Here is a 24,311-nt window from a genome sequence, read left to right as displayed (position 1 = left end):
CGCGGCCAGGCGCGGGCTCCGCGCCGCCGCGCTCCCTGGTGCCGCCGCTCCTCGCTCTCCCTGTTCTCGCCTCTGCCGCGCGGTCGCGCTACTTGGGCTGTGCCACCGTGCGCAGGTAGGGCTTGTGCGTTTTGAAGCCCTGCGGGTATTTCTTGCTGGCTTCCTCGTCCGAGACCGAGGTCGGGATGATGACGTCCTCGCCCGGCTTCCAGTTCACCGGCGTGGCCACGGTGTGCTTCGCGTTGAGCTGCAGCGAATCCAGCAGCCGCAGCACCTCGTCGAAATTGCGTCCCGCGCTCATCGGGTACACCAGCATCGCCTTCACCTTCTTGTCCGGGCCGATGATGAACACCGAGCGGATGGTGGCGTTGTCCACCGCGGTGCGCGGGCCGCCGCCGCTGGCCTCGGGGTGGATCATGTCGTAGAGCTTGGCAACCTTCAGGTCGGCATCGCCGATCATCGGGTAGTTGACGGTACAGCCCTGCGTTTCCTCGATGTCCTTGACCCAGCGCTGGTGGTCGCCCACCGGATCGATGCTCAGTCCGATGATCTTGGTATTGCGCTTGTCGAACTCGGGCTTGAGCCGGGCCATGTAGCCCAGCTCGGTGGTGCACACCGGCGTGAAGTCCTTGGGATGCGAGAACAGGATGGCCCAGCCGTCGCCGATCCACTCATGGAAGCTGATCTGGCCTTCCGTGGTGTCGGCGGTGAAATCAGGGGCTTGCTCGCCCAGTCGAATCGCCATGGTTGCGCTCCTTGCAGTTGGCTTGGTTTGGAATCGCGCGTCGCCGCGCACGCTTGCCCGCTATCCCGCCATCGCTGCGCCGCTAGCGGAAGACCAGCACCGGGATCGTGCTGTGGGTCAGCACCTTGTGTGTCTCGCTGCCGATCAGCAGGGCCTGCAGCCCGCGCTTGCCATGCGACGACATCACGATCAGGTCGCACTCGCGCTGCTGCGCGCACGCGATGATGGCCTGCCAGGGATGGTCGTCGGTGGCGGTGAGGGTGTCGCACGGCACGCCGGCCTGCGCCGCGCTGTGGCTGAGCGCGGCCAGGAAGTCGTCGGCGTGGCGCGCGGCTTCGGCCGTGAAGCTGCTCTTGGTGTCTTGCAGGCTGGTGAGCCGGTAGGTCAGCACGTGGTACTCGGGAATCACATGCAGCCCGGTCACGCGGGCGCCGATGCGGCTGGCGAAGGCCATGGCGCGGCCCACCATGGCATCGGCGCGCGCGGAGCCGTCGGTCGGTACTAGGAGGTGCCTGTACATGATGAGCCTCCGCTTGCAGAGAGATACCGCGCCAGCCTGGCGCGTCCGCGCACTGGCGGACGAGCCACTCCAGTATAGGAATTGCGCGGCATAAGGAACAGGCCACCAGGGCGCGGCCAGGCATTAACATCCTGTTATCATCCAATGCACCTGCACCCCGCACCGATGGAAGGGACCGAAGCATGATTGCGCTGCGCGAAGCTTGGCTGGCCGGATTGTTCCGCCGCGGCAACTGGCTGCCGAACCTGGTGTCGGGCGTGATCGTGGGGGTGGTGGCGCTGCCGCTGGCGATGGCGTTCGCGATTGCCTCGGGCGCCAAGCCGGAGCAGGGCTTGTACACGGCCATCGTGGCCGGGCTGGCGGTGTCGCTGCTCGGCGGCAGCCGGCTGCAGATCGCCGGGCCCACCGGCGCGTTTATCGTGGTGCTGGCCGCGGTGACGGCGCGCCACGGCATCGATGGCCTGCAGATCGCCACGCTGATGGCGGGCCTGATCCTGCTGGCGATGGGGCTGACACGGCTGGGCAGCGTGATCCGCTATATTCCCGCGCCGGTGATCGTCGGCTTCACCGCCGGCATCGGCGTGATCATCTTTGTCGGCCAGTGGCGCGATTTCTTCGGGCTGCCGCCGGTGGCCGGCGCGCATTTCCATGAAAAGCTCTGGCACCTGCTGCAGGCGCTGCCGCAATGGCACCCGGCCACCACCGCGCTGGCGCTGGGCAGCCTGGCGCTGGTGGTGGGCGCGCCCCGCGTGCGCTGGCTGCGGCGCGTGCCGGGGCCGCTGGTGGCGCTGGTGGTGGCGACCGCGGCGCAGGCGCTGTTCCGCTTCGACGGCGTCGCCACCATCGGCACCGCCTTCGGCGGCCTGCCGCGCGGCCTGCCGGTGCCGGCATTGCCGGACATCACGCTGGCGCGCGTGCTGGAGCTGGCCGGGCCCGCCTTCACCATCGCCATGCTCGGCGCGATCGAATCCCTGCTGTCCGCGGTGGTGGCCGACGGCATGGCCGGCACCCGGCATGATTCCAACCAGGAGCTGGTGGGCCAGGGCATCGCCAACGTGCTGGCACCGCTGTTCGGCGGGTTTGCCGCCACCGGCGCAATCGCGCGCACCGCCACCAATATCCGCAACGGCGGCAACAGCCCGCTGGCCGGCGTGGTGCACGCGCTCACGCTGGTGCTGGTGCTGCTGTTCCTGGCGCCGCTCGCGGCCAGCGTGCCGCTGGCCGCGCTGGCCGCAATCCTGTTCGTGGTCGCCTACAACATGAGCGAGATGCGCCAGTTTGCGCGCATGGTGCGGCGCGCCCCGCGCGCCGATGTCGCGATCCTGCTGATCACCTTTACGCTGACCGTGCTGACCGACCTGGTGGTGGCGGTCAATATCGGCGTGATCCTGGCCATGCTGCAGTTCCTGCGGCGCATGTCGGCATCGGTGGAGGTCGCACCCCAGGCCGCCGAGGCGGTGGCGCGCGAACTGGGCGATGCGGGCACCGACGCGGCCCCGATGCCGCCGGGCGTGCTGGTCTATGTCATCGACGGTCCGTTCTTCTTCGGTGCGGTCGAGGCGTGCGAGCGCGCGCTGGTGCAGACCCATACCGAGCCGCGCGTGCTGCTGGTCCGCCTGGGCCGCGTGCCCTTCATGGACATGACCGGCCTGCAGACGCTCGAAGCGGTGATCGTCACGCTGCAGAAGCGCGGCGTCGCGGTGGTGCTGTCCGAAGCCAACGCAAAGGTGCGGGAAAAGCTGGCGCGCGCCGGCGTGCTGGCGGCGCTGGGCGAGGGCAACTACGCGGATTCGCTGGCGCAGGCGGCGCAACGCTGCGCCGCGCTGGCCGCGCACGAGCCAGGCGCGGGCAACGCCCCGCGCTGAGTCACTTCTTCTGGCGCGTGCTGCCCGCCGGCCTGGGCTTGGTGGCGTAATCCACGCCATGCTGCGCCAGGTAATCTCGGATCAGCTGGCGCACCACCTGCGACGGCGTCAGGTCCTGCGCGGCGCACAGCGTTTCGAAGGCCTTTTTCTTGACCGGGTCGATCAGGATGGTCAGGCGGGCGGTCTTGGATTCCATGAGGGTGTGCGGCGGTCCCGGGCCGTGATGGCGGCGGCGATTGGATGGGCATTATATACATGGGGAAACTGGGCCGAAGCCAGTGGGTTGCTCCCCGCTCCCGCTTGCGGGAGCGGGGCGGGGTGCGGGCGGGCGTGTGGCAAGCAGCAGACGTTGGTACTTCGTCGGCGCTACCGCCCTCACCCCAACCCTCTTCCGCACGCGGGAGAGGGAGCCCACAGCTGGTGTTGGAAACGCTCGTCGTACTTCGTCGTGCGCGCCCGCTGTCGGCGAGCCTTATTCCGCCATCTCCAGATCCGCGATCACCGCCGCCAGGAAGCGCGCGGCTTCCCCGCCCGTGACCACGCGATGGTCGAAGGTCAGGCTCAGCGGCATGACCCGGTGCACCGCGGGCGCGCCGCCGGCCGCGACCACTTCGTCGCGCACGCGTCCGGCGCCCAGGATCGCCACGGTGGGCGGCACCACGATGGGCGCGGCATAGCGCCCCGCGATCATGCCGAAGTTGGACAGCGTGATGGTGTTGCCGCGCATTTCCTCGGGGGCGATGGTGCGCGCGCGGATGTCGGCGCGCATGCGGTCGAGGCCGTGGCGCAGGTCGGCCGCGTCGCGGTTGCCGACATCGCGCAGCACCGGCACGAACAGTCCCTCGGGCAGGTCCGCGGCAATGCCGACGTCGATCTTCTTCAGCACGTGGCGGCGCCCGGTCTGCCCTTCATACCAGGCATTGAGCCCGGGCTCGGCGCGGCAGCCGGCCACCAGCGCGCGCACCAGCCGGATGGTGACGTCGGCGCCGGCGTGCCAGGCGTGGATGTCGGCGTCGTCCATGACGGTGGCGGCGGCCACTTCGGCCTGCGCGCGCGCCATGTTCTGCGCCATCGCCCGGCGCACGCCTCGCAGTTCCTCGGGCGCGCCCAGCTCGGCCAGCGTGCTGGCGACGCGTTCCACGTCGGCGGCGGTGACCACCCCTTCCGGCCCGGAGGCGGTGGCCATCGCCAGGTCGACGCCAAGTCGGCGCGCCAGCGCGCGTACCGCGGGCGTGGCCTTGACGCGCGAGGCCATGCCCGCCGCGGGTGCCGCGGCGCCGGGCGGCGCCGCTTCGCTGGCGACATGGGTGCCGACCTGCACCGAACCGACCACGGTGCCGGCGTCGGCATCGTCACCGGCGCCCTCGAAGGCGACCAGCGGCGCGCCCAGGTGCACGATGTCGCCCGGCTGCGCAAACAGCTTGCCGATGGTGCCGGCATAAGGCGACGGGATCTCGACGATCGCCTTGGCGGTCTCCACCGAGAGCAGCGGCTGGTCCGCGGCGACGGCGTCGCCCGTCCTGACGTGCCAGGTCACGATCTCGGCCTCCTGCAGGCCTTCGCCCAGGTCGGGCAGCTTGAAGACTCTCATCGGTCCTCCTTGGCAGGCTTGAACGGTGTGCGCACCGGCTGGCGCCTACGCCGCCAGCGCCCGGCGCGCGGCATCGACGATGCGCGCGACGCCGGGCAGGTAGGTGTATTCCAGCCGCGCCAGCGGCACCACGGTATCGAAGCCGGTCACGCGCTGCACCGGCGCGGCCAGCGAGTACAGCCCGGCATCGGCCAGCTGCGCGGCGATCTCGGCGCCGAAGCCGGCGGTGCGCGGAGCCTCGTGCACGATCACGCAGCGGCCGGTGCGCGTGACCGCATCGAGGATGGTCTGCATGTCGAGCGGCTTGAGCGTGGCCACGTCGATGACGGTCGCGGTGACACCTTCCGCGGCCAGCGCGTCGGCGGCGGCCAGCGTCTCCTGCACCATCGCGCCCCAGCTGACCAGCGTGAGGTCGCTGCCTTCGCGCAGCGTGAAGCAGGTATCGAGCGGCAGCGCGGCACCGTCATCGGCCACCTCCTGACGGAACAGCCGGTACAGCCGCGTGGGCTCGAGGAAGATCACCGGGTCCGGGTCGGCGATCGCCGCCAGCAGCAGCCCGTACGCGCGCGCGGGCGATGACGGCACCACCACGCGGATGCCCGGCATATGCGCGAACATCGCCTCCGGGCTTTCGGAGTGGTGCTCGGGCGCGTGGATGCCCGCGCCGCACGGCGAGCGCACCACCAGCGGACAGGCCAGGCGCCCGCGCGTGCGGTGCCGCATGCGTCCGGCGTGGTTGATGATGTGGTCGACCGCCGGGTAGATAAAGCCGGTGAACTGGATCTCGGCCACGGGTTTCAGCCCCATCGCCGCCATGCCGATCGCCGCGCCGACGATGCCGCCTTCGGCCAGCGGCGTGTCCATGACACGCGCCGCGCCGAAGCGCGCCTGCAGGCCCACGGTGGCGCGGAACACGCCGCCGTTGACGCCGATGTCCTCGCCCAGCAGCAGCACATCGGGATCGTGCTCGAGCGCATGGGCCAGCGCCAGGTTGACTGCTTCGACCAGATTGATTTCCGCCATGGTTCGCTCGCTGTGGGCCGGTTCGATGGAGGAGAGTGGGCGAGTGCGCGGACAGCGCTGCCAGCGCGGCTAGCCGTGTTGCGCCGGGAAGCGCCGCGCGATCTCCAGCTGCGCCTGCAGTTCGGCCGGCATGGCCGCGTACAGGCAGTCGAACATCGCGGCCGGGTCCGGGGGCGGCATCGCCAGGTAGGTCTCGACCGCCTGCGCCACCTGCTGCGAACACGCCCTGACCAGCGCCTCCTCGCGCGCCGCATCCCAGGCATGCAGGGCCAGCAGATGGGTGCGCAGCCGCAATAGCGGCTCGTGCTGCCAGTGCGCCTTGACGCTGGCCTCGTCGCGGTAGCGCGAGGCATCGTCGGCGGTGGTGTGGTCGCCCAGCCGGTAGGTGATGGCCTCGATCAGCGCGGGGCCGCCGCCGTCGCGCGCGCGCGCGATCGCTTCGCCGACGCGATGGCGCACCGCGACCACGTCGTTGCCGTCGATCTGCTCGCCCGGAATGCCCGCGGCGATGGCCTTCTGCGCCAGCGTCTGCGCCGCGGTCTGGCCGCTGCGCGGCATCGAGATCGCCCACTGGTTGTTGTTGATCACGATCACCAGCGGCGCGCGCCAGGCGCCGGCCATGTTCATGCCTTCATAGAAATCGCCCTTGGAGGTGCCGCCGTCGCCCAGCAGGCAGACCGCCACGCGCCGCTCGCCGCGCAGCTGGAACGCGTAGGCGGCGCCGGCCGCGTGGCACACCTGGGTGCCGATCGGCACGCAGTTGGCAAAGTCATGCGGCGCCGCCCCAAAGCCGCTGCCGCGCTCGTCGCCGCCCCAGTAGAGCAGGCTCTCGGTCATGGTAACGCCGCGCACAAACTGCGCCGCGTGGTCGCGGTACGAGGGCACCAGCACGTCTTCGGGCCGCATGGCGCAGGCCACGCCCACGCCGATGGCCTCCTGGCCCAGCGCCGACGCGAACGTGCCGATCTTGCCGGTGCGCTGCAGCGCGATCGCCTTCAGGTCGAACTGGCGCGTCAGCACCATCGCCTGGTACAGCGGCACCAGCGCATCAGGGTCGCTGGCGAACGGTGGAGGGGAAGCAGTGGGAGGAGTGGTGTCGCCCGGCGGGGCAAGGTAGCGGGTATAGCCGATCTCAAAGCGCGCAACCGTGGACATGGCAGGTCTCTCGATGCGGTTGTCTCGACAGGATCCGCGCGGACCGGGGCGAGGATCTTCGCAGCCCTCCGCGGCAATGATCGCGTTGTGATCCCTGCCATGCTTTTTGGGCGCGGGGGACTTGAGCTTGAGTGTAGGGCATTTGCGCGGCCGGCGCCGCGCGAAATTGTCTTGCTGCGCACAATGCGGCCAAGCGGGCGCGGGCCGCCGCTCAGCCTGCCAGGTGCGGCTGCATCAGCGCGCAACCACTCCAGGAACACCGAGCCGTTGCGAGCGCTGGCGCCGGTGCGGATGGAGCAAGCAGCGACACCGGCATGCTCGCCGCGCGCCAGCCGGGCATGACTTCCGGCAACTGTCCGGTGTCGAGCCGGTGCTGCACGTTCAAGCGCGGAACCTGCATCAGGCCGATTCCGGGCGAGGCAGCAGGCGATATAGCAATGCGCGCGGCATCGGGGCCTGGCACAGGCTCAGCGCTGGTACCGCGGCGGCACGAAGCCGGCGAAGCGCTGTTGCGTCACCGCCTTGAACTCGGCCGACTGGTAGGCCTCGCGGATGTCCCTGACGAAGGGCTTGTTCAGGTCGGCGGTCTTCACCGCGACCAGGTTCATGTAGTAGTCCGGGATCTTCTCCAGCGCCAGCGCCGAGGTCAGCTTCAGGCCCGAGGCCAGCGCATAGTTGCCGTTGACGAAGGCATAGTCGACATCGTCGAGCGAGCGCGGCAACTGCGCGGCCTCGAGCTGGACCAGCCTGAGCTGGTGCGGGTTGGCGTCGATATCGCGTTCGCTGGCGCGGATCGGGTCGGTGCCGGGCTTGAGCGTGACCCAGCCGATCTGCTGCAGGATGGCGATGGCGCGCGCGAGATTGGTCGGGTCGTTCGGCAGCGACACGGTGTTGCCCGCCTTCACCTCGGCCAGTGCCTTGTGCTTGCGGCTGTAGATGCCGATTGGCGCGGTCGGCACCTGGATCACGTCGCTCAGCGCCAGCTTGCGGTCGGCCGAAAACTTTTTCAGGTAGGCCACGTGCTGGAAGGCGTTGGCGTCGATGGCGCCGTCGGCCAGCGCCAGGTTGGGCTGCACGTAGTCGCTGAACTCGACGATGGTGACCTTGTAGCCGCGCTGTTCCAGCACTGGCTTGACGCCATAGCGGATCTGGTCGGCATACGGGCCGGCGGTGGCGCCGAAGCGGATTTCCTTCTTGTCCGGATCGGCCGCGCCGGCGCCTTGCACCACGCCCAGCGCCAGCACGGCTGCCGCCAGCCGCGCGGCCAGGCCGAATTTCCCGTATTGCATCGGATGCTCCCTCTTGATGTGGTTGTCTGCCGGCGCGTCGCACCGTGGCAGTCGGGCCATTGTATGGAAAGGCAGCCGATGGACGAACGAGCGAATACGCATGGTGATATGTCGGCATGGAATAAGGACCTACGCTGTAGGAACGCGTCACCCGTTTGCACAGCCATGGGAGGTGGCCATGCCCGAACAACTGACCAAGCATCCCGACGTCACGATCCAGGTGCTGCGTAGCGCCGGCGCCCGCTGCGGCGAGGGCGAGACCCAGGCCATCCTGCGCAGTTGTCCGCCGGCGCGTTTCTGCAAGCTGCCCGGCGGCGAGGTGTGCGTGTATGGCCTCGATGGCGCGCCGGCGATGACGCAGTTCACCGCCGCCGACTGGCAGTCGCTCGCGCCCCTGGCGCGGGGCCGCGCCGACGACGCTGGCGCGGGCGCGTGGAGTGGCATGGCGGGGGCGATCTTCGTTGCCGGGCTCGCGGCCGGTGCGCTGGCCGCGGCAGTGCTGGCGCGCTGGCGGCGCGGCCGGCGCCGCGGTTAGCAGCGGCGGGCGTGGGGTTTTTGCTGGCATGGTGTTTGCGGCGATTTGCCGGCCATGACACTACTGCCATCCGCTTCCGACCACTTCCGCCTGCTGGAGAACGGCGAGGAGTATTTTCCGTGCGTGTTCGACGCCATTGCGCGCGCGCGCGAAAGCGTACTGCTGGAAACTTTTATCCTCTTTGAAGACGAGGTAGGCCACAAATTGCACGCGGCACTGCTGGCGGCCGCGCGCCGCGGCGTGCGCGTGGCGCTGACGGTGGATGGCTTCGGCTCGCATGACCTGTCGCCGGACTTTATCGCCGGGCTGGTCGACGCGGGCGTGCAGTTCTGCACATTCTCGCCGCGGCCGCGGCTGTTCGGCGTGCGCACGCATATCTTCCGGCGCATGCACCGCAAGCTGATCGCGGTCGATGCCGAGGTGGCGTTCGTCGGCGGCCTCAACTTCTCGGCGCAGCACCTGTACCAGTTCGGGCCGCTGGCCAAGCAGGACTATGCGGTGGAAATCCGCGGACCCTTCGCGCGCCAGGTGCACGACTTCCTGGTGCGGGCGATGCCCGGGGCATGTCCGCCGCTCCCCCTCCCCGAGCCCCCGGCCGCGCGCGCGGGGACGGATGCGCGCACGCTTGCCGCGCGCGCGTGCCTGGTCACGCGCGACAATCACCGCCACCGCAACGACATCGAGTTTGCCTACCTCGACGCGATCCGCGCGGCGCGGCGCGAGGTCATCATCGCCAACGCGTACTTCCTGCCGGGCTACCGGCTGCTGCATGCGCTGTGCGAAGCCGCCGCGCGCGGCGTGCGGGTGCGTCTGCTGCTGCAGGGCAAGCCCGACATGCCGTGGGTGGCGCGCGCCGGCGGCCTGCTCTACGCCCGGCTGCAGGATGCCGGCGTGCAGATCCTGGAGTACGTCGAGCGGCCCTTCCACGGCAAGGTCGCGGTGGTGGACGACAACTGGGCCACGGTCGGCTCCAGCAACCTCGATCCGCTGAGCCTGTCGCTGAACCTCGAGGCCAATCTCGTGATCCGCGACGAAGCCTTCGCATGCCACCTGCGCGGCCGGCTCGAAGCGCTGATCGGCGCGCGCTGCCGTGCGGTGCCGCCGGGGCAGGAGTCGCCGCGCAACCGGCTTGATGCGCTGGGCGCGACGCTGATGTTCCACTTCCTGCGCCGCTTCCCGGCGTGGGCGGGCTGGCTGCCGGCGCATGCGCCGCGGCTGGTGCAGCCCATGCCGGGCGGGCGGCGCAATGCGCGGCGCGTGGTGGTGCTGCGCGGGGGCGCGGAATGACGGGCGCCGAGGCCCTGTCCGCGATCCGCCAGCACGCGCACTGGCCGGCCTGGCGCCGTGCCATCGGCATCCTCTTCATTGCCGCCGTGCTGGCGCTGATCGCGCGCAAGCTGGGCACCATCGACTGGGACGCGGTGCTGGCCGCGCTGCGCGGCTTCAATGCGCGCACGCTGCTGCCGGCGGCCGGCTTCGTGGCGCTGAGCGGGCTGCTGTACAGCCAGTTCGACGTGCTCGGCTGCCGCTATGCCGGGCACCCCCTGCCGCTGCGCCGGGTGATGGCGATCTCCTATGTCAGCTACACCCTCAGCCTCAACCTTGGCGCCACCCTCGGCGGGGCGGGCGTGCGCTACCGGCTGTATTCGCGGGCGGGGCTGAGCGCACCGCAGATCTGGAGCCTGTTCGTGGTGGTGGTCAGCAGCAACTGGCTTGGTTATGCCGTGCTGGCGGGCGCGATCCTCGCCGGCGAGCTGGTGGTGCTGCCGCCGGAGTGGGGCATTCCGGCGGCACTGACGCGGATGCTGGGCGTGCTGATGCTGGCGCTCCCGGCCGCTTACCTGGCCGCGTGCGCGCTCTGGCACGGCCGTCACCGCACCGTGCGCGACCACGACGTCTATATGCCCACGGTGCCCTTCGCAGCGTTGCAATGCGCGCTGTCGGCGGCCCACTGGATGTCGATGGGCGCGATCCTGTACGCGCTGCTGCATACGCATGCGACGTACTTCACCGTGCTGGGCGTGCTGCTGGCGTCGGGGCTGGCGGGCGTGGTGGTGCGCATTCCCGGCGGGCTGGGCGTGATCGAGACCGTGTTCCTGACGATGCTGGGCGACCAGGTGCCGCACGGGCTGCTGCTTGCGGCGCTGATCGCGTACCGCGCGCTGTATTACCTGATTCCGCTGATGATCGGTTCGGTGGGCTACTTCGTGCTGGAGGCGCGCGGCAAGCATGGTGGAGGGTAGGGGTTCGGGTCGGTGTGAACGTGCGCGGCAATAGTCCGCGCCTGCCCTCTCCCCCGGCCGCTCTCCCGCGAGCGGGAGAGGGGAGCAAACCAGCGGTATCGGGTTGGGCCGGGGGTCAGGCCGCTGCCAGCGCGCGGTCCAGGTCCTCGATCAGGTCGTCGATATGCTCGATGCCGATCGACAGCCGCACCATGTCTTCGCTGACGCCGGCGGCCTGCAGTTCTTCGGCATTGAGCTGGCGGTGCGTGGTCGACGCCGGGTGCGTGGCCAGCGACTTGGCATCGCCGATATTGACCAGCCGCGTAAACAGCTGCAGCGCATCGAGGAAGCGCGCGCCGCCTTCGCGGCCGCCCTGCCTGAGGCCGAACGACAGGATGCCGGGGCCCCGGCCACCCAGGTATTGCTGCACCAGCGCGTGGTCGGCGTGGTCGGGCAGGCCGGCAAAATTGACCCACGCCACCTTGGCGTGCTGCCGCAGGTGGCGCGCGATCGCCAGCGCATTGTCGGTGATGCGGTCCAGCCGCAGCGCCAGGGTCTCGATGCCCTGCAGGATCAGGAACGCGTTGAACGGCGACAGCGCCGCGCCGGTATTGCGCAGCGGCACCACCCGCGCGCGGCCGATATAGGCGGCCGGCCCCAGTGCTTCGGTATAGACCACGCCGTGGTACGACACGTCCGGTTCGTTCAGGCGGCGGAAGCGCTCCTTGTGCTGCGCCCACGGGAACTTGCCGCTGTCGACGATGGCGCCGCCGACGCTGTTGCCGTGGCCGCCCAGGTATTTGGTCAGCGAATGCACGACGATATCCGCGCCATGCTCGAACGGCCGGCACAGGTAGGGCGACGGCACCGTGTTATCGACGATCAGTGGCACGCCGTGGCTGTGCGCCACGCGCGCGATCGCGGCGATATCGACCACGTTGCCGAGCGGGTTGCCCACCGACTCGACAAACACGGCCTTGGTGCGCGCGTCGATCAGGTCGCCGAAGCTGGACGGATTGCGGCCATCGGCAAAGCGGGTCTCGATGCCCGACTGCGGCAGTGTGTGCGCCAGCAGGTTGTAGGTGCCGCCGTAGAGCTGGCTGGCCGAGACGATGTTGTCGCCGGCCTCGGCAATGGTCTGGATCGCATAGGTGATCGCTGCCATGCCGGACGCCAGCGCCAGCGCGCCCACGCCGCCTTCGAGCACGGCCAGGCGCTGCTCGAGCACGTCGTTGGTCGGGTTCATGATGCGGCTGTAGATGTTGCCGGCCACCTTCAGGTCGAACAGGTCCGCGCCATGCTGTGCGTTGTCGAAGGCGTAGGCCACGGTCTGGTAGATCGGCACGGCCACCGCGCGGGTGGTGGGATCGGGCGAATAGCCGCCGTGGACGGCCAGGGTTTCGAGTCTCATCGTGTTCTCTCTGTTGTGTGCCGGACCGGCGCGTCGGGGAGGCCCCGGTTGCGGCGCCGGGCATGCCGGGCGGTGCGCCCGCACGGGCGTACCAGGCTGTGCGATGGTACCAGCGCCGTAGCGGGCATCGCCGCCATCGTCGCCCACTGCCGGTGCGCGCGGCAAGGAAGGTTATTGCATGTGGTTATGCGCGGCATGACGCGAAGGTCGAGTCCGGTCGTGCGAAGCGCGATATGCGATAAGCGGATAAGCGTCGGCGCTTTGATTCGTTGACCGTGCCAGCGCCGGCTGCCTACAGTGCGAGCTTACACGCGGCATCCCCGGCAACGAGCAAGGGACCGCGTCGGCTTTCTTCCTATGCCCGAGCCTGCCATGACGACCGCAACCGCCCCCGCCAGTGTTTCGCGCCAGCACGGCGCGCCGCATCCTGCCATCCACGCTTGCGGCGCCGGCCGCTTCGAGATCCGCCCGCTCGATGCGCCGCTCGGCGCCGAAGTGATCGGGTTTGACCTGTCACAACCGCTGACGCAAGCGGATTTCGCCCGCATCCATCGCGCCCACCTTGACCACCACGTGCTGGTGTTCCGCGACCAGCGCATCACGCCCTCGCAGCAGATTGCCTTCAGTCGCCGCTTCGGCCCGCTGCAGGTACACGTGCTGCACCAGTTCCAGTTGCCCGGCCATCCGGAGGTGCTGGTGGTCTCCAACGTGGTCGAAAACGGCAAACCGATCGGGCTGGGCGATGCCGGCCACTTCTGGCATTCGGACCTGTCGTACAAGGAACGGCCCAGCCTGGGCTCGCTGCTGCATGCGCGCGAGCTGCCCGCCGAGGGCGGCGATACGCTGTTCGCCAACATGCACCTGGCGTGGGATACGCTGCCGGCCGCGCTGCAGCATGCCGTCGATGGCCGGCAAGCCGAACACACCTACCTGGCGCGCTACGCCGAACTGCAGCAGCGCAGCCCGTGGCGGCCCGACCTGACGCCCGAGCAGGTGGAGCAGGTCCGGCCGGTGCTGCAGCCGGTGGTGCGGACCCATCCGGAAACCGGGCGCAAGGCGCTGTTCGTCAGCGAACACTTCACCACCCGCGTCGTCGGCCTGCCCGAGGACGAAAGCCGCGCGCTGCTGGACCAGCTGTTTGCGCACAGCGTCAGGCCCGCGCATCTCTATCGCCACCGCTGGCAGCCGCACGACCTGGTGTTCTGGGACAACCGCTCGCTGCTGCACCTCGCGGCCGGCTGTCCGCCGCATCTGCGGCGCGTGATGTACCGCACCACCATTGAAGGCGACGTGCCGCGCTGAGCGCGGCAGCGTGATCGCCAGCCATCCCGTGCGCTCGCTTGCGCGAGTGCCAGTCCACCGCATCCTCCGGAGTCCGGAACATGTTTTCTCGTCTTTCCCGCAGGCTCGGCCTGCTGGCGCTCAGCGCCGGCCTGGCCATCACCGGCACCGCGCACGCCGAAGGCCGGCTGCGCATTGCCGAACAATTCGGCGTGGTCTACCTGCTGCTCAACGTGGCGCGCGACCAGCAACTGATTGAAAAGCACGGCCGCCGGCAGGGCGTCGATATCAAGGTCGAATGGACCCAGCTGTCCGGCGGCGCCGCGGTCAATGACGCGCTGCTGTCGGGCGCCATCGATATTGCCGGCGCCGGCGTGGGTCCGCTGCTGACGCTGTGGGACCGCACCCATGGCAAGCAGAACGTGCGCGGTGTCGCCTCGCTGGGCAACTTCCCCTACTACCTGGTCAGCAACAATCCCAAGGTCCGGACCATTGCCGATTTCACCGACAAGGACCGCATCGCGTTGCCGGCGGTCGGCGTCTCGGTGCAGTCTCGCGTGCTGCAGCTGGCCGCAGCCAAACAGTGGGGCGACAAGGAGTACAACCGCCTCGACAAGTGGACCGTTGCGGTGCCGCATCCGGATGCGGCGGCGGCCATCATTGCCGGCGGCACCGAGATCACCGGCCACTTCGGCAACCCGCCGTTCCAGGAGCAGGAGCTGGCCGGCAACCCGAACGCGCGCATCGTGCTGAACTCGTACGACGTGCTGGGCGGACCGAGTTCGTCCACGGTGCTGTACGCCACCGAGAAGTTCCGCAATGACAACCCGAAGACCTATCGCGCCTTCATCGATGCGCTGGCCGAGGCCGCCACCTTTGCCACCGCCAATCCCGAGGCCGCCGCCGACATCTACCTGCGCCAGAGCAAGGCCCGCACCGACCGTGCGCTGCTGCTGCGCGTGTTGAAGAACCCGCAGGTGCAGTTCCGCGTCGCGCCGCAGAACACCTTTGCGCTGGCGGCGTTCATGCATCGCGTCGGCGCGATCCGCAACCAGCCGAAGTCCTGGCAGGACTATTTCTTCCCGGACCCTGTCACCGCGCAAGGGAGCTGAGCATGGCCAGCCACAACCTGCGCGTGGTCTCGGACCGCACCGCGCCGCTGCTGCAGGTGGACGGCGTGTCGCTGGAGTACCGCACCCCCGAACGCTTGGTGCGCGCCACGCACCGCGTCAGCTTCGACGTGCACGCGGGCGACCGCTTCGTGCTGCTGGGCCCTTCGGGCTGCGGCAAGTCCACGCTGCTGAAGGCGGTGGCGGGCTTCGTCGCGCCCAGCGAGGGCGAGATCCGGCTCGAAGGCCGGCGCGTGCAGCAGCCGGGCCCCGACCGCATCGTGGTGTTCCAGGAGTTCGACCAGTTGCCGCCGTGGAAGACGGTGCTGCAGAACGTGATATTCCCGCTGCGGCACGCGCGTGGCCTGCCGCGCGCCGCCGCGCGCGAACTGGCGCTCGATAGCCTGCGCAAGGTAGGCCTGGCCGATTTTGCCGGCGCCTATCCGCATACTTTGTCTGGCGGCATGAAGCAGCGCGTGGCGATCGCGCGCGCGCTGGCGATGCGGCCCAAGGTGCTGCTGATGGACGAACCCTTTGCCGCGCTGGACGCACTGACGCGCCGGCGCATGCAGGAGGAACTGCTGGCGCTGTGCGATGACGCCGCGCTGACGCTGCTGTTCGTCACCCATTCGATCGAAGAGGCGCTGGTGGTAGGCAGCCGCATCCTGCTGCTGTCGCCGCATCCGGGACGCGTGCGCGCGGAGCTCGACAGCCACCAGTTCAACCTGGCGAGCCAGGGCAGCGCCGAATTCCAGGCCGCGGCGCGGCGCATCCATGGCCTGCTGTTCGACGCGCCAGGCACCACGGATCTGCCGCAGGCGCGCAGCGCGGCGGCACGCTGAAACGGACCTTGCATCATGACCCAACCCTCTCTCAACCTGGCCGACCCGCTGCGGCCCGAATACGAGCGCGAGCCCGAGCCCTTCACCGAGGCCCCGCTGGCGCGCGCACTGCCGTGGCACCAGCGCGCGTGGCAGCAGGACTGGCTGCGCAAGGCCATGATCCTGCTGGCGCTGGGACTGATCTGGGAAGCGGTGGCGCGCATCCAGGACAACGACCTGCTGCTGCCGTCCTGCCTGGCCACGCTGCGCGCCTTTGGCGCGGCGGTGGCCAGCGGCGAGCTGCCGGGCAAGGCGGCGATGTCGCTGTCGGTGCTGCTGCGCGGCTACGCCGCCGGCATCGTGCTGGCGTTCGTGCTGACCTCGCTGGCGGTATCGACGCGCCTCGGACGCGACCTGCTGGACACGGTCACCGCCATGTTCAACCCGCTGCCGGCGATTGCGCTGTTGCCGCTGGCGCTGCTGTGGTTCGGGCTTGGCACCGGCAGCCTGGTGTTCGTGCTGATCCATTCGGTGTTGTGGCCGCTGGCGCTGAACATGTATGCCGGCTTCCGCGCGGTGCCGCCGACGCTGCGCATGGCCGGGCGCAACTACGGGCTGCGCGGGCTGCGCTATGTCGCGCTGGTACTGGTGCCGGCGGCGCTGCCCGCGATCCTGTCGGGCCTGAAGATCGGCTGGGCCTTCGCCTGGCGCACGCTGATCGCCGCCGAACTGGTGTTCGGCGCCTCGTTGGGGCAGGGCGGGCTGGGCTGGTTCATCTTCCAGAACCGCAATGAGCTCTATACCGACCGCGTATTCGCGGGGCTGGCCGCGGTGATCCTGATCGGCCTGCTGGTCGAGGGGCTGGTGTTCACCACCCTGGAGCGGTTGACGGTGCGCCGCTGGGGCATGCAGCACTAGCCTTGTCCGATGGCGCGCGCGCGCGTAGGCTACGGCTGCGGTAGCCTACCGGAGCCTGCCCATGACCATCATCCATCAAGCCGCCGCCCAGGGATTCGCCAGCCAGGCCGATACCTACGCACGCGGTCGACCCGAATACCCCGCCGAAATCGACACGTGGCTGCGCGGCGCGCTTGGCTTGCATGCGGGCCGCGTGGCGCTCGATCTCGGGGCCGGCACCGGCAAGTTCACGCGCCGGCTGGTGCAGACCGGCGCCACGGTGATCGCGGTGGAGCCGGTGGCGCAGATGCGGGCGCAACTGGCGGCCGCGGTGGGGCCGGTGCAAGTCCTGGAGGGCAGCGCCGAGGCGGTCCCGCTGGCAGAGGCCAGCGTCGACGTCGTGGTCTGCGCACAGGCGTTCCACTGGTTTGCCAACGCGCGGGCACTGGCGGAGATGCGCCGCGTGCTGCGCCCCGGCGGCCGGCTCGGACTGGTATGGAACGTCAGGGATGAAAGCGTGGACTGGGTGGCGCAGCTGACCGCCATCATGGCGCCCTATGAAGGCGACGCGCCGCGTTTCCACAAGGGCGACTGGAAGCGGGTCTTTCCCGCCGAAGGCTTCGGGCCGCTAACGCTGCAAAGCCTGCCGTACGCGCATGTGGGGCCGCCGCAGCGTGTGATCGTGGATCGCGTCATGTCGGTCAGCTTCATTGCGTCGCTGCCCGAGCCGGAACAGGCGCGCGTGCGCGCGCGCCTGCACGCGCTCATCGCGCAGCATCCGGCACTGTCGGCACGCGCCGAGGTCGCCTTCCCGTACCGCACCGAGGCCTACCACTGCGAACGGCTCGCCTGAGCCTACATGGTCGCCTGCCGCACCCAGAAGGCCGCGCCGACGCGCACCGCGCAGCGCTCGCGCTGGCGGTCTGCTTCCGCACGGCGCCGCGCGCGGGTGCTGGCCTGGATCTGTTCCCAGATGTCGAGCATGGCGCGGACCTTGGGCAAGGCATTGCACCCGGCCGCGCTCGGCAGCCAGCGCGTGCCGCTGGGCTGGAACAGCGCCACGCCGAGCGCGGCCTCGAGCTGGCGCAGCTGGTAGTGGAGCCGTTGCGGCTGGATGCCGAGCGCCTGGGCGGCGCGGCCGGCGTCGCGATGCTGCATCAGCGCGACAAAGACACGCAAGGAAAGAAAGGAGACGCGCCGGTTGATGAGTCGGTATGCCATGCCCATGTCATGGCCGGGGGGCGTTTCGCGTTCGCGCGCTGCTTCGGGTCCCCGGCGGATCGAAGTGAATCGATCGTAGCGGGGCGACGTGGTGCCGGTGGGCAGCCGGATTCAGAAATGCAGCGCGGAATCTTCCAGCGAAGCGTGCGGCAGCTACGCGGTCAGTGCATCGGCAACTGGCCGATCGCGGTCAGTGCCAGCACCACGTCCGGCGACAGTCGGCGTTCGCTGCATGGCACGCCCGCGGTTTCGAGCGTGGTCCACAAGTCGGCGTCGCCGGTGACGATGCGCTGCCGCAGCTGGGCCAGGTATGCATATTCCGCGGATGTCAGCGGCCGCGGGGCGCTGCGCAGGTCGTCCAGGATGGCACCAAGCGAGAGTGCGGGAACGGTCATACCAAGGTCGGGAATAGCACGGCGATGAGACATTGCGGCGGAAACAGCAGGACGTTGCGGAGTTGAGCAACGCATGATTCTATCCATCCGCCGCAGCGGCCGCTAAAGCAAAAGCCGGGGGGATTTACCCCGCTGATTCCGCTTGCAAAGCCAGGAGTGGCGAATAGGCTAAGCGCGGTGCACGCGATGTGGCGCATGCGCGGTCCAGAGGTCGCAAAATGCGCTTGCGGGGCGCTTGCGGGAGCCCCCGGCCGTGCCAGGCAGCGGGTATGGGTGTTGCAGAAAAACGCCACCAAGCAAGCGTGCCCGCGTCGACGCCAGCGCACATGTGGGCCGCGGTGCGCGCCGATTGACAACGCCGGGAGCGTTCTATACGGTGGCGCATCGTTTCGTTCCGCCGTCCAGGCTCATCGCCCGCCGCCCGCCATGCCACGCAAAGCCGCACAGGTTTCCGAAGCCGACAAGCACGCCGCCGCCGGCGGCGCCATCGCCGTGGACCGGGCCCTGTTCGTGCTGTCGGTGTTCCGCCTCGGCGATGGCGCGCTGGCGCTGGCCGAACTGGCGCAGCGCAGCGGCCTCTACAAGAGCACGCTGCTGCGCCTCTTGGCCTCGCTCGAGCACGCCGGGCTGGTGCTGCGCCACGCCGACGGCCGCTATGGCCTGGGGCCGGAGGTGGCGCGGCTGCACGCGGTCTACGCGGCGTCGTTCTCGCTCGAGGCGGTGGTAATGCCGGCGCTGCGCGAGCTCGTCAACGTGACGCGCGAGAGCGCGGCCTTTCACGTCGAGCAGGGCGAGCACCGGCTGTGCCTGTACCGCGTCGATTCGCCGCAGCCGGTGCGCGACCACGTGCGCGCGGGCGAACTGCTGCCGCGCGACCGCGGCGCTGGCGCGCGCGTGCTGCGCGCCTTCGCCGGCGAGCCCGGCCAGCTCTATGACCGCATCCGGCAGGACGGTGTGGCGGCGCTGGTCGGCGACCGCAGCCCCGATCTTGCCGGCGTGTCGGCGCCGGTATTCGGCCCGGGCGGTGTGCTGGCCGGCGCGCTGACGCTGACCTGCCCGGCGGCCCGCTACCGCGACGATTTCCGCGCCGATGTGCTGCAGGCTGCGCGCGCGCTGACGCGCGCGCTCGGCGGTACGGCGCCTTACGGTACCCCGGAACCGGCCGTGCCGGACTGAGCGCAAGCCTCCGGCGGGGTGCCGCGCAGCCGACCCGGCTTGCAGGGGGTGCCAGGCTGGCGCCGGCACCGGCTATCATGCAGCTGGCATGAAAAACAGCGCACGTCACGTCGGATGAAATCAGCGCCCGCATGCCTCGCGTCGCGCCCCCGTGGCCCGATGCCCGCCGATCGATATTGACGGCAGGCGGACGGCATCCCTTGAGGAAAATCCCTTGCACCTGGACCAGCAGACCATTGCGGTGGTGATGATGGTGTTTTTCTGCGGCACGCTGATCATTGCAGCGGGGCTGGTGTTCGCGCTGCGCGCGAGCACGGCGGGGCGGCTGTGGGCCTTCGGCCACGTGCTGGTGTCGGCCGCGGGCCTGGCGCTGGCGGTCAGCGCCGCCAGCGGCACCGGCCAGCTCGGCACGCTGGGCGCATTCGCTTTCGTCGCCGGCTGGCTGCTGATCTACCGCGGCGTGCGAGTCTACTACGGCGTGCCGGCGCATCCGGGCGCGCTGGCCGGTGCGGGCGCGATCGTGCTGGGGCTGATGGCGGCCTTCAGCGGCCTCCCCGAAGGCCCGCAGCTGGTGCTGCGCATCGTCTATGGCGTGCTGGCGTTGGTGGCGCTGGCCACCTTCGCCACGCTGGCGCGCGCCGGGCGCGGGCGCCGCAGCATCGGGGCGCCGCTGGTGCTGGTGGCCAGCCTGGTGCAACTGGCGACGCAACTGGCGGGCTTCAGCCATGCCATGAGCCTGCCGCCGGGCGCCACGGCGGCGGCGCCGCTGACCCTGTTCTTCGCCGCCCCGGCCGATTCGGCCTGGGTGCTGGCGCCGCTGATCGCCACGCTGCTCGGGCTGTTCGGCTTCACCGTGATGGCGATGGAGCAGATCGTCGCGCACAACGAAAGCGGCGCGCGCATCGACGCCCTGACCGGGCTGCTCAACCGCGGCGCGCTGGAGATGTCGGCGCTGTCCCTGGTGGCGCGCTGGCAGCGCGACGGCCAGCCGCTGTCGTGCCTAGTGATCGATATCGACTACTTCAAGCAGGTCAACGACAGCTGCGGCCACCACGCCGGCGATGCGGTGCTGCGTGAAGTGGCGCAGGCGCTGGACAGTTCGCGCCGCGCCTCGGACGTGGCTGGCCGCTACGGCGGCGAAGAGTTCTGCGTGCTGTGCCCGCATACCGACGAGCAGCAGGCTTCGGCACTGGCCAACCGCGTGCTGCGCAAGGTGCATGGGATCGCCTTGCCCGCCGGGCGCGGCCATGCCAGCGTCAGCATCGGCGTGGCGCAGCTGCGCGGCGGCCCGGGCAGCAGGGAGGCACTGTGGCGGACCCTGTTCGCCGATGCCGACCGCGCGCTCTACCACGCCAAGGCGCACGGGCGCGACCGCTATGTGCTGGCGTCGTCGATGGCGGAGCCGGCTGCGGGCGCGGCGGCCGCGCCGCTGCTGCAGCCGGCACCCGACCTGGCCGGCTGAGCGCGCGCTCCGGGTCTGCCGCTGGGTCGTGCCGCCTATGCGGGCGAGCCCGGCTCCGGCACGTCGCGTGGCGGCGCGCCGTCATAGCGCCACAGGAACTGGCGCGGCAGCGGGCCCTTGTTGCGTCCGCCCTCGCACTGCTGCTCCCACGCGTGCGCGAGGATGCCGACCGAGCGCGACAGGCAGAACAGCCCGCGCGCCAGCGGCGCGGCAAAGCCCAGTTCGGCGTAGATCACCGCGGTGGCGCCATCGATGTTCATCGGGATCGGCGTGCCGCGCCCGGCGCCGAGCGCCGCCTCCACCGCGCGCGCGATGGCCGCGTAGCGACCGCTTACCACGCCGTCGTGCGCCGCCTGCGTGACCAGCGCCAGCAGCCGCGGCGCGCGCGGATCGACCGGATGAAAGCGGTGGCCGAAGCCGGCAACGTACTTGCCGTGCAGGTCGCGGTAGTGCCGCAGCGCATCTTCGACGGCAAGCGCCATCGCGCTGCCGGCGTCGAGCCGCTGTGCCACGTCCTGGTACAGCGCCACCGCCTGCTCGCCCGCGCCGCCATGCACGTCGCCCAGCACGTTGACGGCCGACGCCATGGCATTGTTCAGCCCCACGCCGCAGGTGGCCGCCATGCGCGCGATGGCGATGCTGGGCGCCTGCGGCCCGTGGTCGACGGCGGCCATCAGCGCCGCGTCCAGCAGTTCGCCCTGGCCCGGGCCGGGCAGCTCCCCACGCAGCATCAGCCAGATCATCTGCGCGAACGACACCCGGCCGATCAGCTGCTCGATCGGGTAGCCGCGGTAGCGGATTTCACCCGGGCGCATGTCGATGATGCCGGTGTGCCACCAGTCCTGCGACAGGCGCTGGCCGATGTCCATGCCATCCTCCTGGGTCTGGCTGCCGCTCATATCGCCCCCTCCCGGCTCAGTTCATCGAGGTCCGCATCGCTGTAGCCCAGGTGGCCCAGCACCTCCCGCGTATGCTGGCCCAGTTGCGGCGGCGGCGTGTCGACCGCCGGCGCTTCGCGATTGAGCTTGAAGCCGGTGCGCACCACGCGGATGTCACGGCCCACGCCGGGGGCGTCGGCAAACTCGCCGATCATGCCGCGCTCGCTGACCTGCGGATGGGCCAGCGTCTGCGGCACGTCCCAAACCGGCCCCGCCGGCACCCCGGCCGCGGTCAGCAGCGGCCACCACTCGGCGGCCGGCCTGGTTGCCAGCTCGGCTTCCAGCGCCTGCGTCAGCGCGGCCCGGTTGGCCAGCCGCGCCTGCCGCTGGGCGAAGCGCGCGTCGTCAGCCAGCGCCGGGCGGCCCACCACGCGGCACAGCGCTTCGAACTGTTCCTGCTTGTTGGCCGCGATATTGAGCAGGCCGTCGGCGGTGCGAAACGTGCCGGACGGGCTCGCGGTCATGTTCTCGTTGCCCATCGGCGTGGGCGCCCGGCCTGCGATCAGGTGATTGGACACCGCCCAGCCCATCGTGGCCAGCGTCGCCTCCAGCATCGAGACGTCGATGAAACAGCCCTCGGTGCGCCCGGTATCGGCCAGCGCCGCCGACACCGCCAGTGCCGCGGTCAGCCCGCCGATGGTGTCGGACACCGGATAGCCCACCCGCAGCGGCGCACTGTGCGCGTCGCCGGTGATCTGCATCACGCCGGCCATGCCCTGGATGATCTGGTCATAGGCGGGCAGGCCGGCGAGCGGCCCGTCCTGGCCGAAGCCCGAGATCGCGCAGTAGATCAGCCGCCGGTGGTCCTGCTTCAGGGTTTCATAGCCCAGTCCCAGGCGCTCCATCACGCCCGGCCGGAAGTTCTCGACCACCACGTCGGCGCTTTGCACCAGCTTGCGGAACACGGCCTTGCCCCTGGCGTGCTTCAGGTTCAGGGTGACTGACTGCTTGCCGGGGTTCTGCGCCAGGAACGACACGCCCATCAGGCGCTGGTTCAGCTCCGGGTCGGCGCCCAGCTGGCGCGCCAGGTCGCCGCTGCCGGGGGTTTCGACCTTGATCACTTCGGCGCCGAGGTGGGCCAGCTGGTGGCAGCAGAACGGCCCGGCCAGCACATTGGTGAGGTCGAGCACGCGGACATTCCGTAACGGTTTTTGCATGGCGGGGGAGATGTCTCCGTTGCAGAGAATATTCTGTACAACAGAACATTGATCCTTTGTAAAGAACACTCGCAGCATAGGAGCCGCCTGCATCCATGTCAAGGTTGGGCTCGGCCGCGCCGCCGTGATGTCCGGCGCAGTTCGGCAGGCACGGACCCGGTCCCTGCCCTACAATAGCGCCCCCGCCCGCGAGGGGCTTGCGCCGCGCGGGCCACTTTGCTGGCAGGAAAATGGAATCGAAGATGTCAAACGCATGCGGCCTGGATTTCGGCACGTCCAACTCGACGGTGGGCTGGAGCCGGCCGGGCAGCGCGGCCGCGCTGCTGCCGCTGGAGGATGGCAAGGCGACGCTGCCGTCGGTGATCTTTTTCCATGCCGAGGATCCGCTGGTCAGCTACGGACGCGCCGCGCTGGGCGATTACCTGGCGGGCTACGAGGGCCGGCTGATGCGCTCGCTCAAGAGCCTGCTGGGCACCTCGATGATGGACGACAGCACCGAGGTGATGGGCCAGGCCATGCCGTTCCGCAAGCTGCTGGCGCATTTCATCGGTGAGCTGAAGACGCGCGCCGAGCAGGCCGCCGGCACGCGCTTTTCGCGCGCGGTGCTGGGGCGTCCGGTGTTCTTTATCGACGAGGACCCGGTGGCTGACCGGCTGGCCGAAGACACCCTGGCCGGCATCGCGCGCGACGCGGGCTTCAGCGAGATCGCGTTCCAGTATGAGCCGATCGCGGCCGCCTTCGACTACGAGGCCGGCATCACGCGCGAGGAACTGGTGCTGGTCGCCGATATCGGCGGCGGCACCTCGGACTTCTCGCTGGTGCGGCTGTCGCCCGAGCGCGCCGCGCGCAGCGACCGGCGCGACGACATCCTGGCCAACGGCGGCGTGCACATCGGCGGCACCGATTTCGACCGCGCACTCAGCCTGGCGCGGGCGATGCCGCTGCTGGGCCTGGGCAGCGCGCTGCGTAACGGCAAGGCGATGCCGTCGAGCCAGTATTTCGACCTGGCCAGCTGGCACACCATCAACCTGCTCTATACGCGCAAGGCGTGGTCGCTGGTGATGGACAACTATCGCGACGCCGCCGACACGGTCAAGCTCGACCGCCTGGTGCGGCTGATCCGCGAGCGCGCCGGGCACTGGCTGGCGATCCAGGTCGAAGCGGCCAAGATCGCGCTGTCGGACACGGGCAGCACCGAGGTGGACCTGCACCGGCTGGAACCGGGCCTGGCGCTGACCATCACGCGCGACGAGTTCGATGACGCGATCGACAAGCTGGTGACGAAGATCGAGCAGACCGTGCACAAGCTGCTGGCCGACGCCGGCGTTCGCGGCACCGCGGTCGATACCATCTTCTTCACCGGCGGCTCCAGCAGCGTGCCCTTGCTGCGCCAGCGACTGGCGGCGCTGCTGCCCGAGGCGCGCTGCGTCGAAGGGGACCGCTTCGGCAGCATCGGCAGCGGGCTGGCGCTGGATGCGGTAAGGAAGTTTGGGTGAGG

At 69.9% G+C, this 24,311-nt stretch carries 24 protein-coding genes; 12 read left to right on the top strand and 12 right to left on the bottom strand.

Going from position 1 to position 24,311, the window contains the following annotated elements:
• Positions 1-88: 88 nt before the first annotated feature.
• Together CBM2586_RS27600 and CBM2586_RS27595 are read right to left on the bottom strand one after the other, a co-directional pair.
• Positions 89-745: a peroxiredoxin gene (locus CBM2586_RS27600; RefSeq protein ID WP_115666154.1), complete on the bottom strand. Its 657-nt coding sequence runs from the start codon at positions 743-745 to the stop codon at positions 89-91.
• 82 nt (positions 746-827) lie between these two features.
• On the bottom strand, positions 828-1,265 hold the full coding sequence (locus CBM2586_RS27595; protein WP_115666155.1) for a universal stress protein: 438 nt from the start codon (positions 1,263-1,265) through the stop codon (positions 828-830).
• 182 nt (positions 1,266-1,447) lie between these two features.
• Between CBM2586_RS27595 and CBM2586_RS27590 the strand changes: the two genes are divergently transcribed.
• Positions 1,448-3,130, top strand: a complete 1,683-nt coding sequence (locus CBM2586_RS27590; protein WP_115691014.1) for a SulP family inorganic anion transporter — start codon at positions 1,448-1,450, stop codon at positions 3,128-3,130.
• A gap of 1 nt (position 3,131) precedes the next feature.
• Here CBM2586_RS27590 and CBM2586_RS27585 read toward each other — a convergent pair whose 3' ends face one another.
• The 5 genes from CBM2586_RS27585 to CBM2586_RS27565 form a co-directional block, all read right to left on the bottom strand.
• A complete protein-coding gene (locus tag CBM2586_RS27585; RefSeq protein WP_092314319.1) occupies positions 3,132-3,326 on the bottom strand; it encodes a CopG family transcriptional regulator in 195 nt (64 codons plus the stop codon).
• Between the two features lie 276 nt (positions 3,327-3,602).
• The gene (locus CBM2586_RS27580; RefSeq protein WP_115691012.1) at positions 3,603-4,721 is read right to left on the bottom strand and encodes a dihydrolipoamide acetyltransferase family protein; all 1,119 of its coding nucleotides are present in this window, start codon (positions 4,719-4,721) and stop codon (positions 3,603-3,605) included.
• Positions 4,722-4,766: 45 nt separating this feature from the next.
• Positions 4,767-5,744, bottom strand: a complete 978-nt coding sequence (locus tag CBM2586_RS27575) for an alpha-ketoacid dehydrogenase subunit beta (protein ID WP_115666158.1) — start codon at positions 5,742-5,744, stop codon at positions 4,767-4,769.
• A 69-nt stretch (positions 5,745-5,813) separates the two neighbouring features.
• Positions 5,814-6,899 (bottom strand): pyruvate dehydrogenase (acetyl-transferring) E1 component subunit alpha, encoded by a 1,086-nt coding sequence (gene pdhA / locus CBM2586_RS27570; RefSeq protein ID WP_115666159.1) that lies wholly within the window; start codon positions 6,897-6,899, stop codon positions 5,814-5,816.
• Between the two features lie 467 nt (positions 6,900-7,366).
• Positions 7,367-8,188 carry a MetQ/NlpA family ABC transporter substrate-binding protein gene (locus CBM2586_RS27565; RefSeq protein ID WP_115666160.1) on the bottom strand — a complete coding sequence of 274 codons (822 nt, stop codon included), beginning with the start codon at positions 8,186-8,188 and terminating at the stop codon, positions 7,367-7,369.
• Positions 8,189-8,366: 178 nt separating this feature from the next.
• On the opposite strand from CBM2586_RS27565, the gene CBM2586_RS27560 reads away from it, so the two are divergent.
• Genes CBM2586_RS27560 through CBM2586_RS27550 form a run of 3 tightly spaced genes read left to right on the top strand, consistent with a single transcriptional unit; the run spans position 8,367 to position 10,966 of the window.
• Positions 8,367-8,723 (top strand): hypothetical protein, encoded by a 357-nt coding sequence (locus CBM2586_RS27560; protein ID WP_115666554.1) that lies wholly within the window; start codon positions 8,367-8,369, stop codon positions 8,721-8,723.
• A gap of 54 nt (positions 8,724-8,777) precedes the next feature.
• Positions 8,778-10,010, top strand: a complete 1,233-nt coding sequence (gene clsB, locus CBM2586_RS27555; RefSeq protein ID WP_115666161.1) for a cardiolipin synthase ClsB — start codon at positions 8,778-8,780, stop codon at positions 10,008-10,010.
• Positions 10,007-10,966 carry a lysylphosphatidylglycerol synthase domain-containing protein gene (locus CBM2586_RS27550; protein ID WP_115666162.1) on the top strand — a complete coding sequence of 320 codons (960 nt, stop codon included), beginning with the start codon at positions 10,007-10,009 and terminating at the stop codon, positions 10,964-10,966. The genes clsB and CBM2586_RS27550 overlap by 4 nt, the downstream gene beginning before the upstream one ends.
• 115 nt (positions 10,967-11,081) lie before the next feature.
• Here the strand turns inward: CBM2586_RS27550 and CBM2586_RS27545 are convergent, their stop codons facing one another.
• A complete protein-coding gene (locus CBM2586_RS27545; protein WP_115691010.1) occupies positions 11,082-12,356 on the bottom strand; it encodes an O-acetylhomoserine aminocarboxypropyltransferase/cysteine synthase family protein in 1,275 nt (424 codons plus the stop codon).
• 372 nt (positions 12,357-12,728) lie between these two features.
• Here CBM2586_RS27545 and CBM2586_RS27540 point away from each other — a divergent pair, with 372 nt between their 5' ends.
• From CBM2586_RS27540 to CBM2586_RS27520, 5 genes are all read left to right on the top strand, one after another.
• Complete coding sequence (locus tag CBM2586_RS27540) at positions 12,729-13,658, top strand: TauD/TfdA dioxygenase family protein (protein ID WP_172587127.1); 930 nt, start codon at positions 12,729-12,731, stop codon at positions 13,656-13,658.
• Between the two features lie 80 nt (positions 13,659-13,738).
• Positions 13,739-14,749: an ABC transporter substrate-binding protein gene (locus CBM2586_RS27535; RefSeq protein ID WP_115691006.1), complete on the top strand. Its 1,011-nt coding sequence runs from the start codon at positions 13,739-13,741 to the stop codon at positions 14,747-14,749.
• A gap of 2 nt (positions 14,750-14,751) precedes the next feature.
• Positions 14,752-15,588, top strand: coding sequence for an ABC transporter ATP-binding protein (locus tag CBM2586_RS27530; RefSeq protein ID WP_115666166.1), 837 nt, complete (start codon positions 14,752-14,754; stop codon positions 15,586-15,588).
• 15 nt (positions 15,589-15,603) lie between these two features.
• Positions 15,604-16,485 (top strand): ABC transporter permease, encoded by an 882-nt coding sequence (locus CBM2586_RS27525; protein WP_115691004.1) that lies wholly within the window; start codon positions 15,604-15,606, stop codon positions 16,483-16,485.
• 61 nt (positions 16,486-16,546) lie between these two features.
• Positions 16,547-17,317, top strand: coding sequence for a class I SAM-dependent methyltransferase (locus CBM2586_RS27520; RefSeq protein ID WP_115691002.1), 771 nt, complete (start codon positions 16,547-16,549; stop codon positions 17,315-17,317).
• Positions 17,318-17,319: 2 nt separating this feature from the next.
• Here CBM2586_RS27520 and CBM2586_RS27515 read toward each other — a convergent pair whose 3' ends face one another.
• Both CBM2586_RS27515 and CBM2586_RS27510 read right to left on the bottom strand, forming a co-directional pair.
• Positions 17,320-17,685: a helix-turn-helix domain-containing protein gene (locus tag CBM2586_RS27515; protein WP_115691524.1), complete on the bottom strand. Its 366-nt coding sequence runs from the start codon at positions 17,683-17,685 to the stop codon at positions 17,320-17,322.
• A gap of 161 nt (positions 17,686-17,846) precedes the next feature.
• Positions 17,847-18,080: an IclR family transcriptional regulator gene (locus CBM2586_RS27510; RefSeq protein WP_231942684.1), complete on the bottom strand. Its 234-nt coding sequence runs from the start codon at positions 18,078-18,080 to the stop codon at positions 17,847-17,849.
• Between the two features lie 426 nt (positions 18,081-18,506).
• On the opposite strand from CBM2586_RS27510, the gene CBM2586_RS27505 reads away from it, so the two are divergent.
• Positions 18,507-19,256 carry an IclR family transcriptional regulator gene (locus CBM2586_RS27505; protein ID WP_115666169.1) on the top strand — a complete coding sequence of 250 codons (750 nt, stop codon included), beginning with the start codon at positions 18,507-18,509 and terminating at the stop codon, positions 19,254-19,256.
• A gap of 214 nt (positions 19,257-19,470) precedes the next feature.
• Positions 19,471-20,718, top strand: a complete 1,248-nt coding sequence (locus tag CBM2586_RS27500; protein WP_115691000.1) for a GGDEF domain-containing protein — start codon at positions 19,471-19,473, stop codon at positions 20,716-20,718.
• Between the two features lie 35 nt (positions 20,719-20,753).
• Here CBM2586_RS27500 and CBM2586_RS27495 read toward each other — a convergent pair whose 3' ends face one another.
• Complete coding sequence (locus CBM2586_RS27495; RefSeq protein ID WP_115666171.1) at positions 20,754-21,617, bottom strand: citryl-CoA lyase; 864 nt, start codon at positions 21,615-21,617, stop codon at positions 20,754-20,756.
• A complete protein-coding gene (locus CBM2586_RS27490; RefSeq protein WP_115666172.1) occupies positions 21,614-22,813 on the bottom strand; it encodes a CaiB/BaiF CoA transferase family protein in 1,200 nt (399 codons plus the stop codon). Before CBM2586_RS27490 ends, CBM2586_RS27495 begins: the two co-directional genes overlap by 4 nt.
• A gap of 230 nt (positions 22,814-23,043) precedes the next feature.
• Between CBM2586_RS27490 and CBM2586_RS27485 the strand changes: the two genes are divergently transcribed.
• Entirely contained in the window at positions 23,044-24,309 is a 1,266-nt protein-coding gene (locus CBM2586_RS27485) for an Hsp70 family protein (RefSeq protein WP_115690998.1), read from the top strand.
• The last annotated feature ends 2 nt before the right edge of the window (positions 24,310-24,311 follow it).

It is taken from the genome of Cupriavidus taiwanensis (genome assembly GCF_900250115.1).
Classification (GTDB): domain Bacteria; phylum Pseudomonadota; class Gammaproteobacteria; order Burkholderiales; family Burkholderiaceae; genus Cupriavidus; species Cupriavidus taiwanensis_B.
Note: the sequence above shows the minus strand (reverse complement) of the source record. Positions and strands in the feature narration are given on the sequence as shown.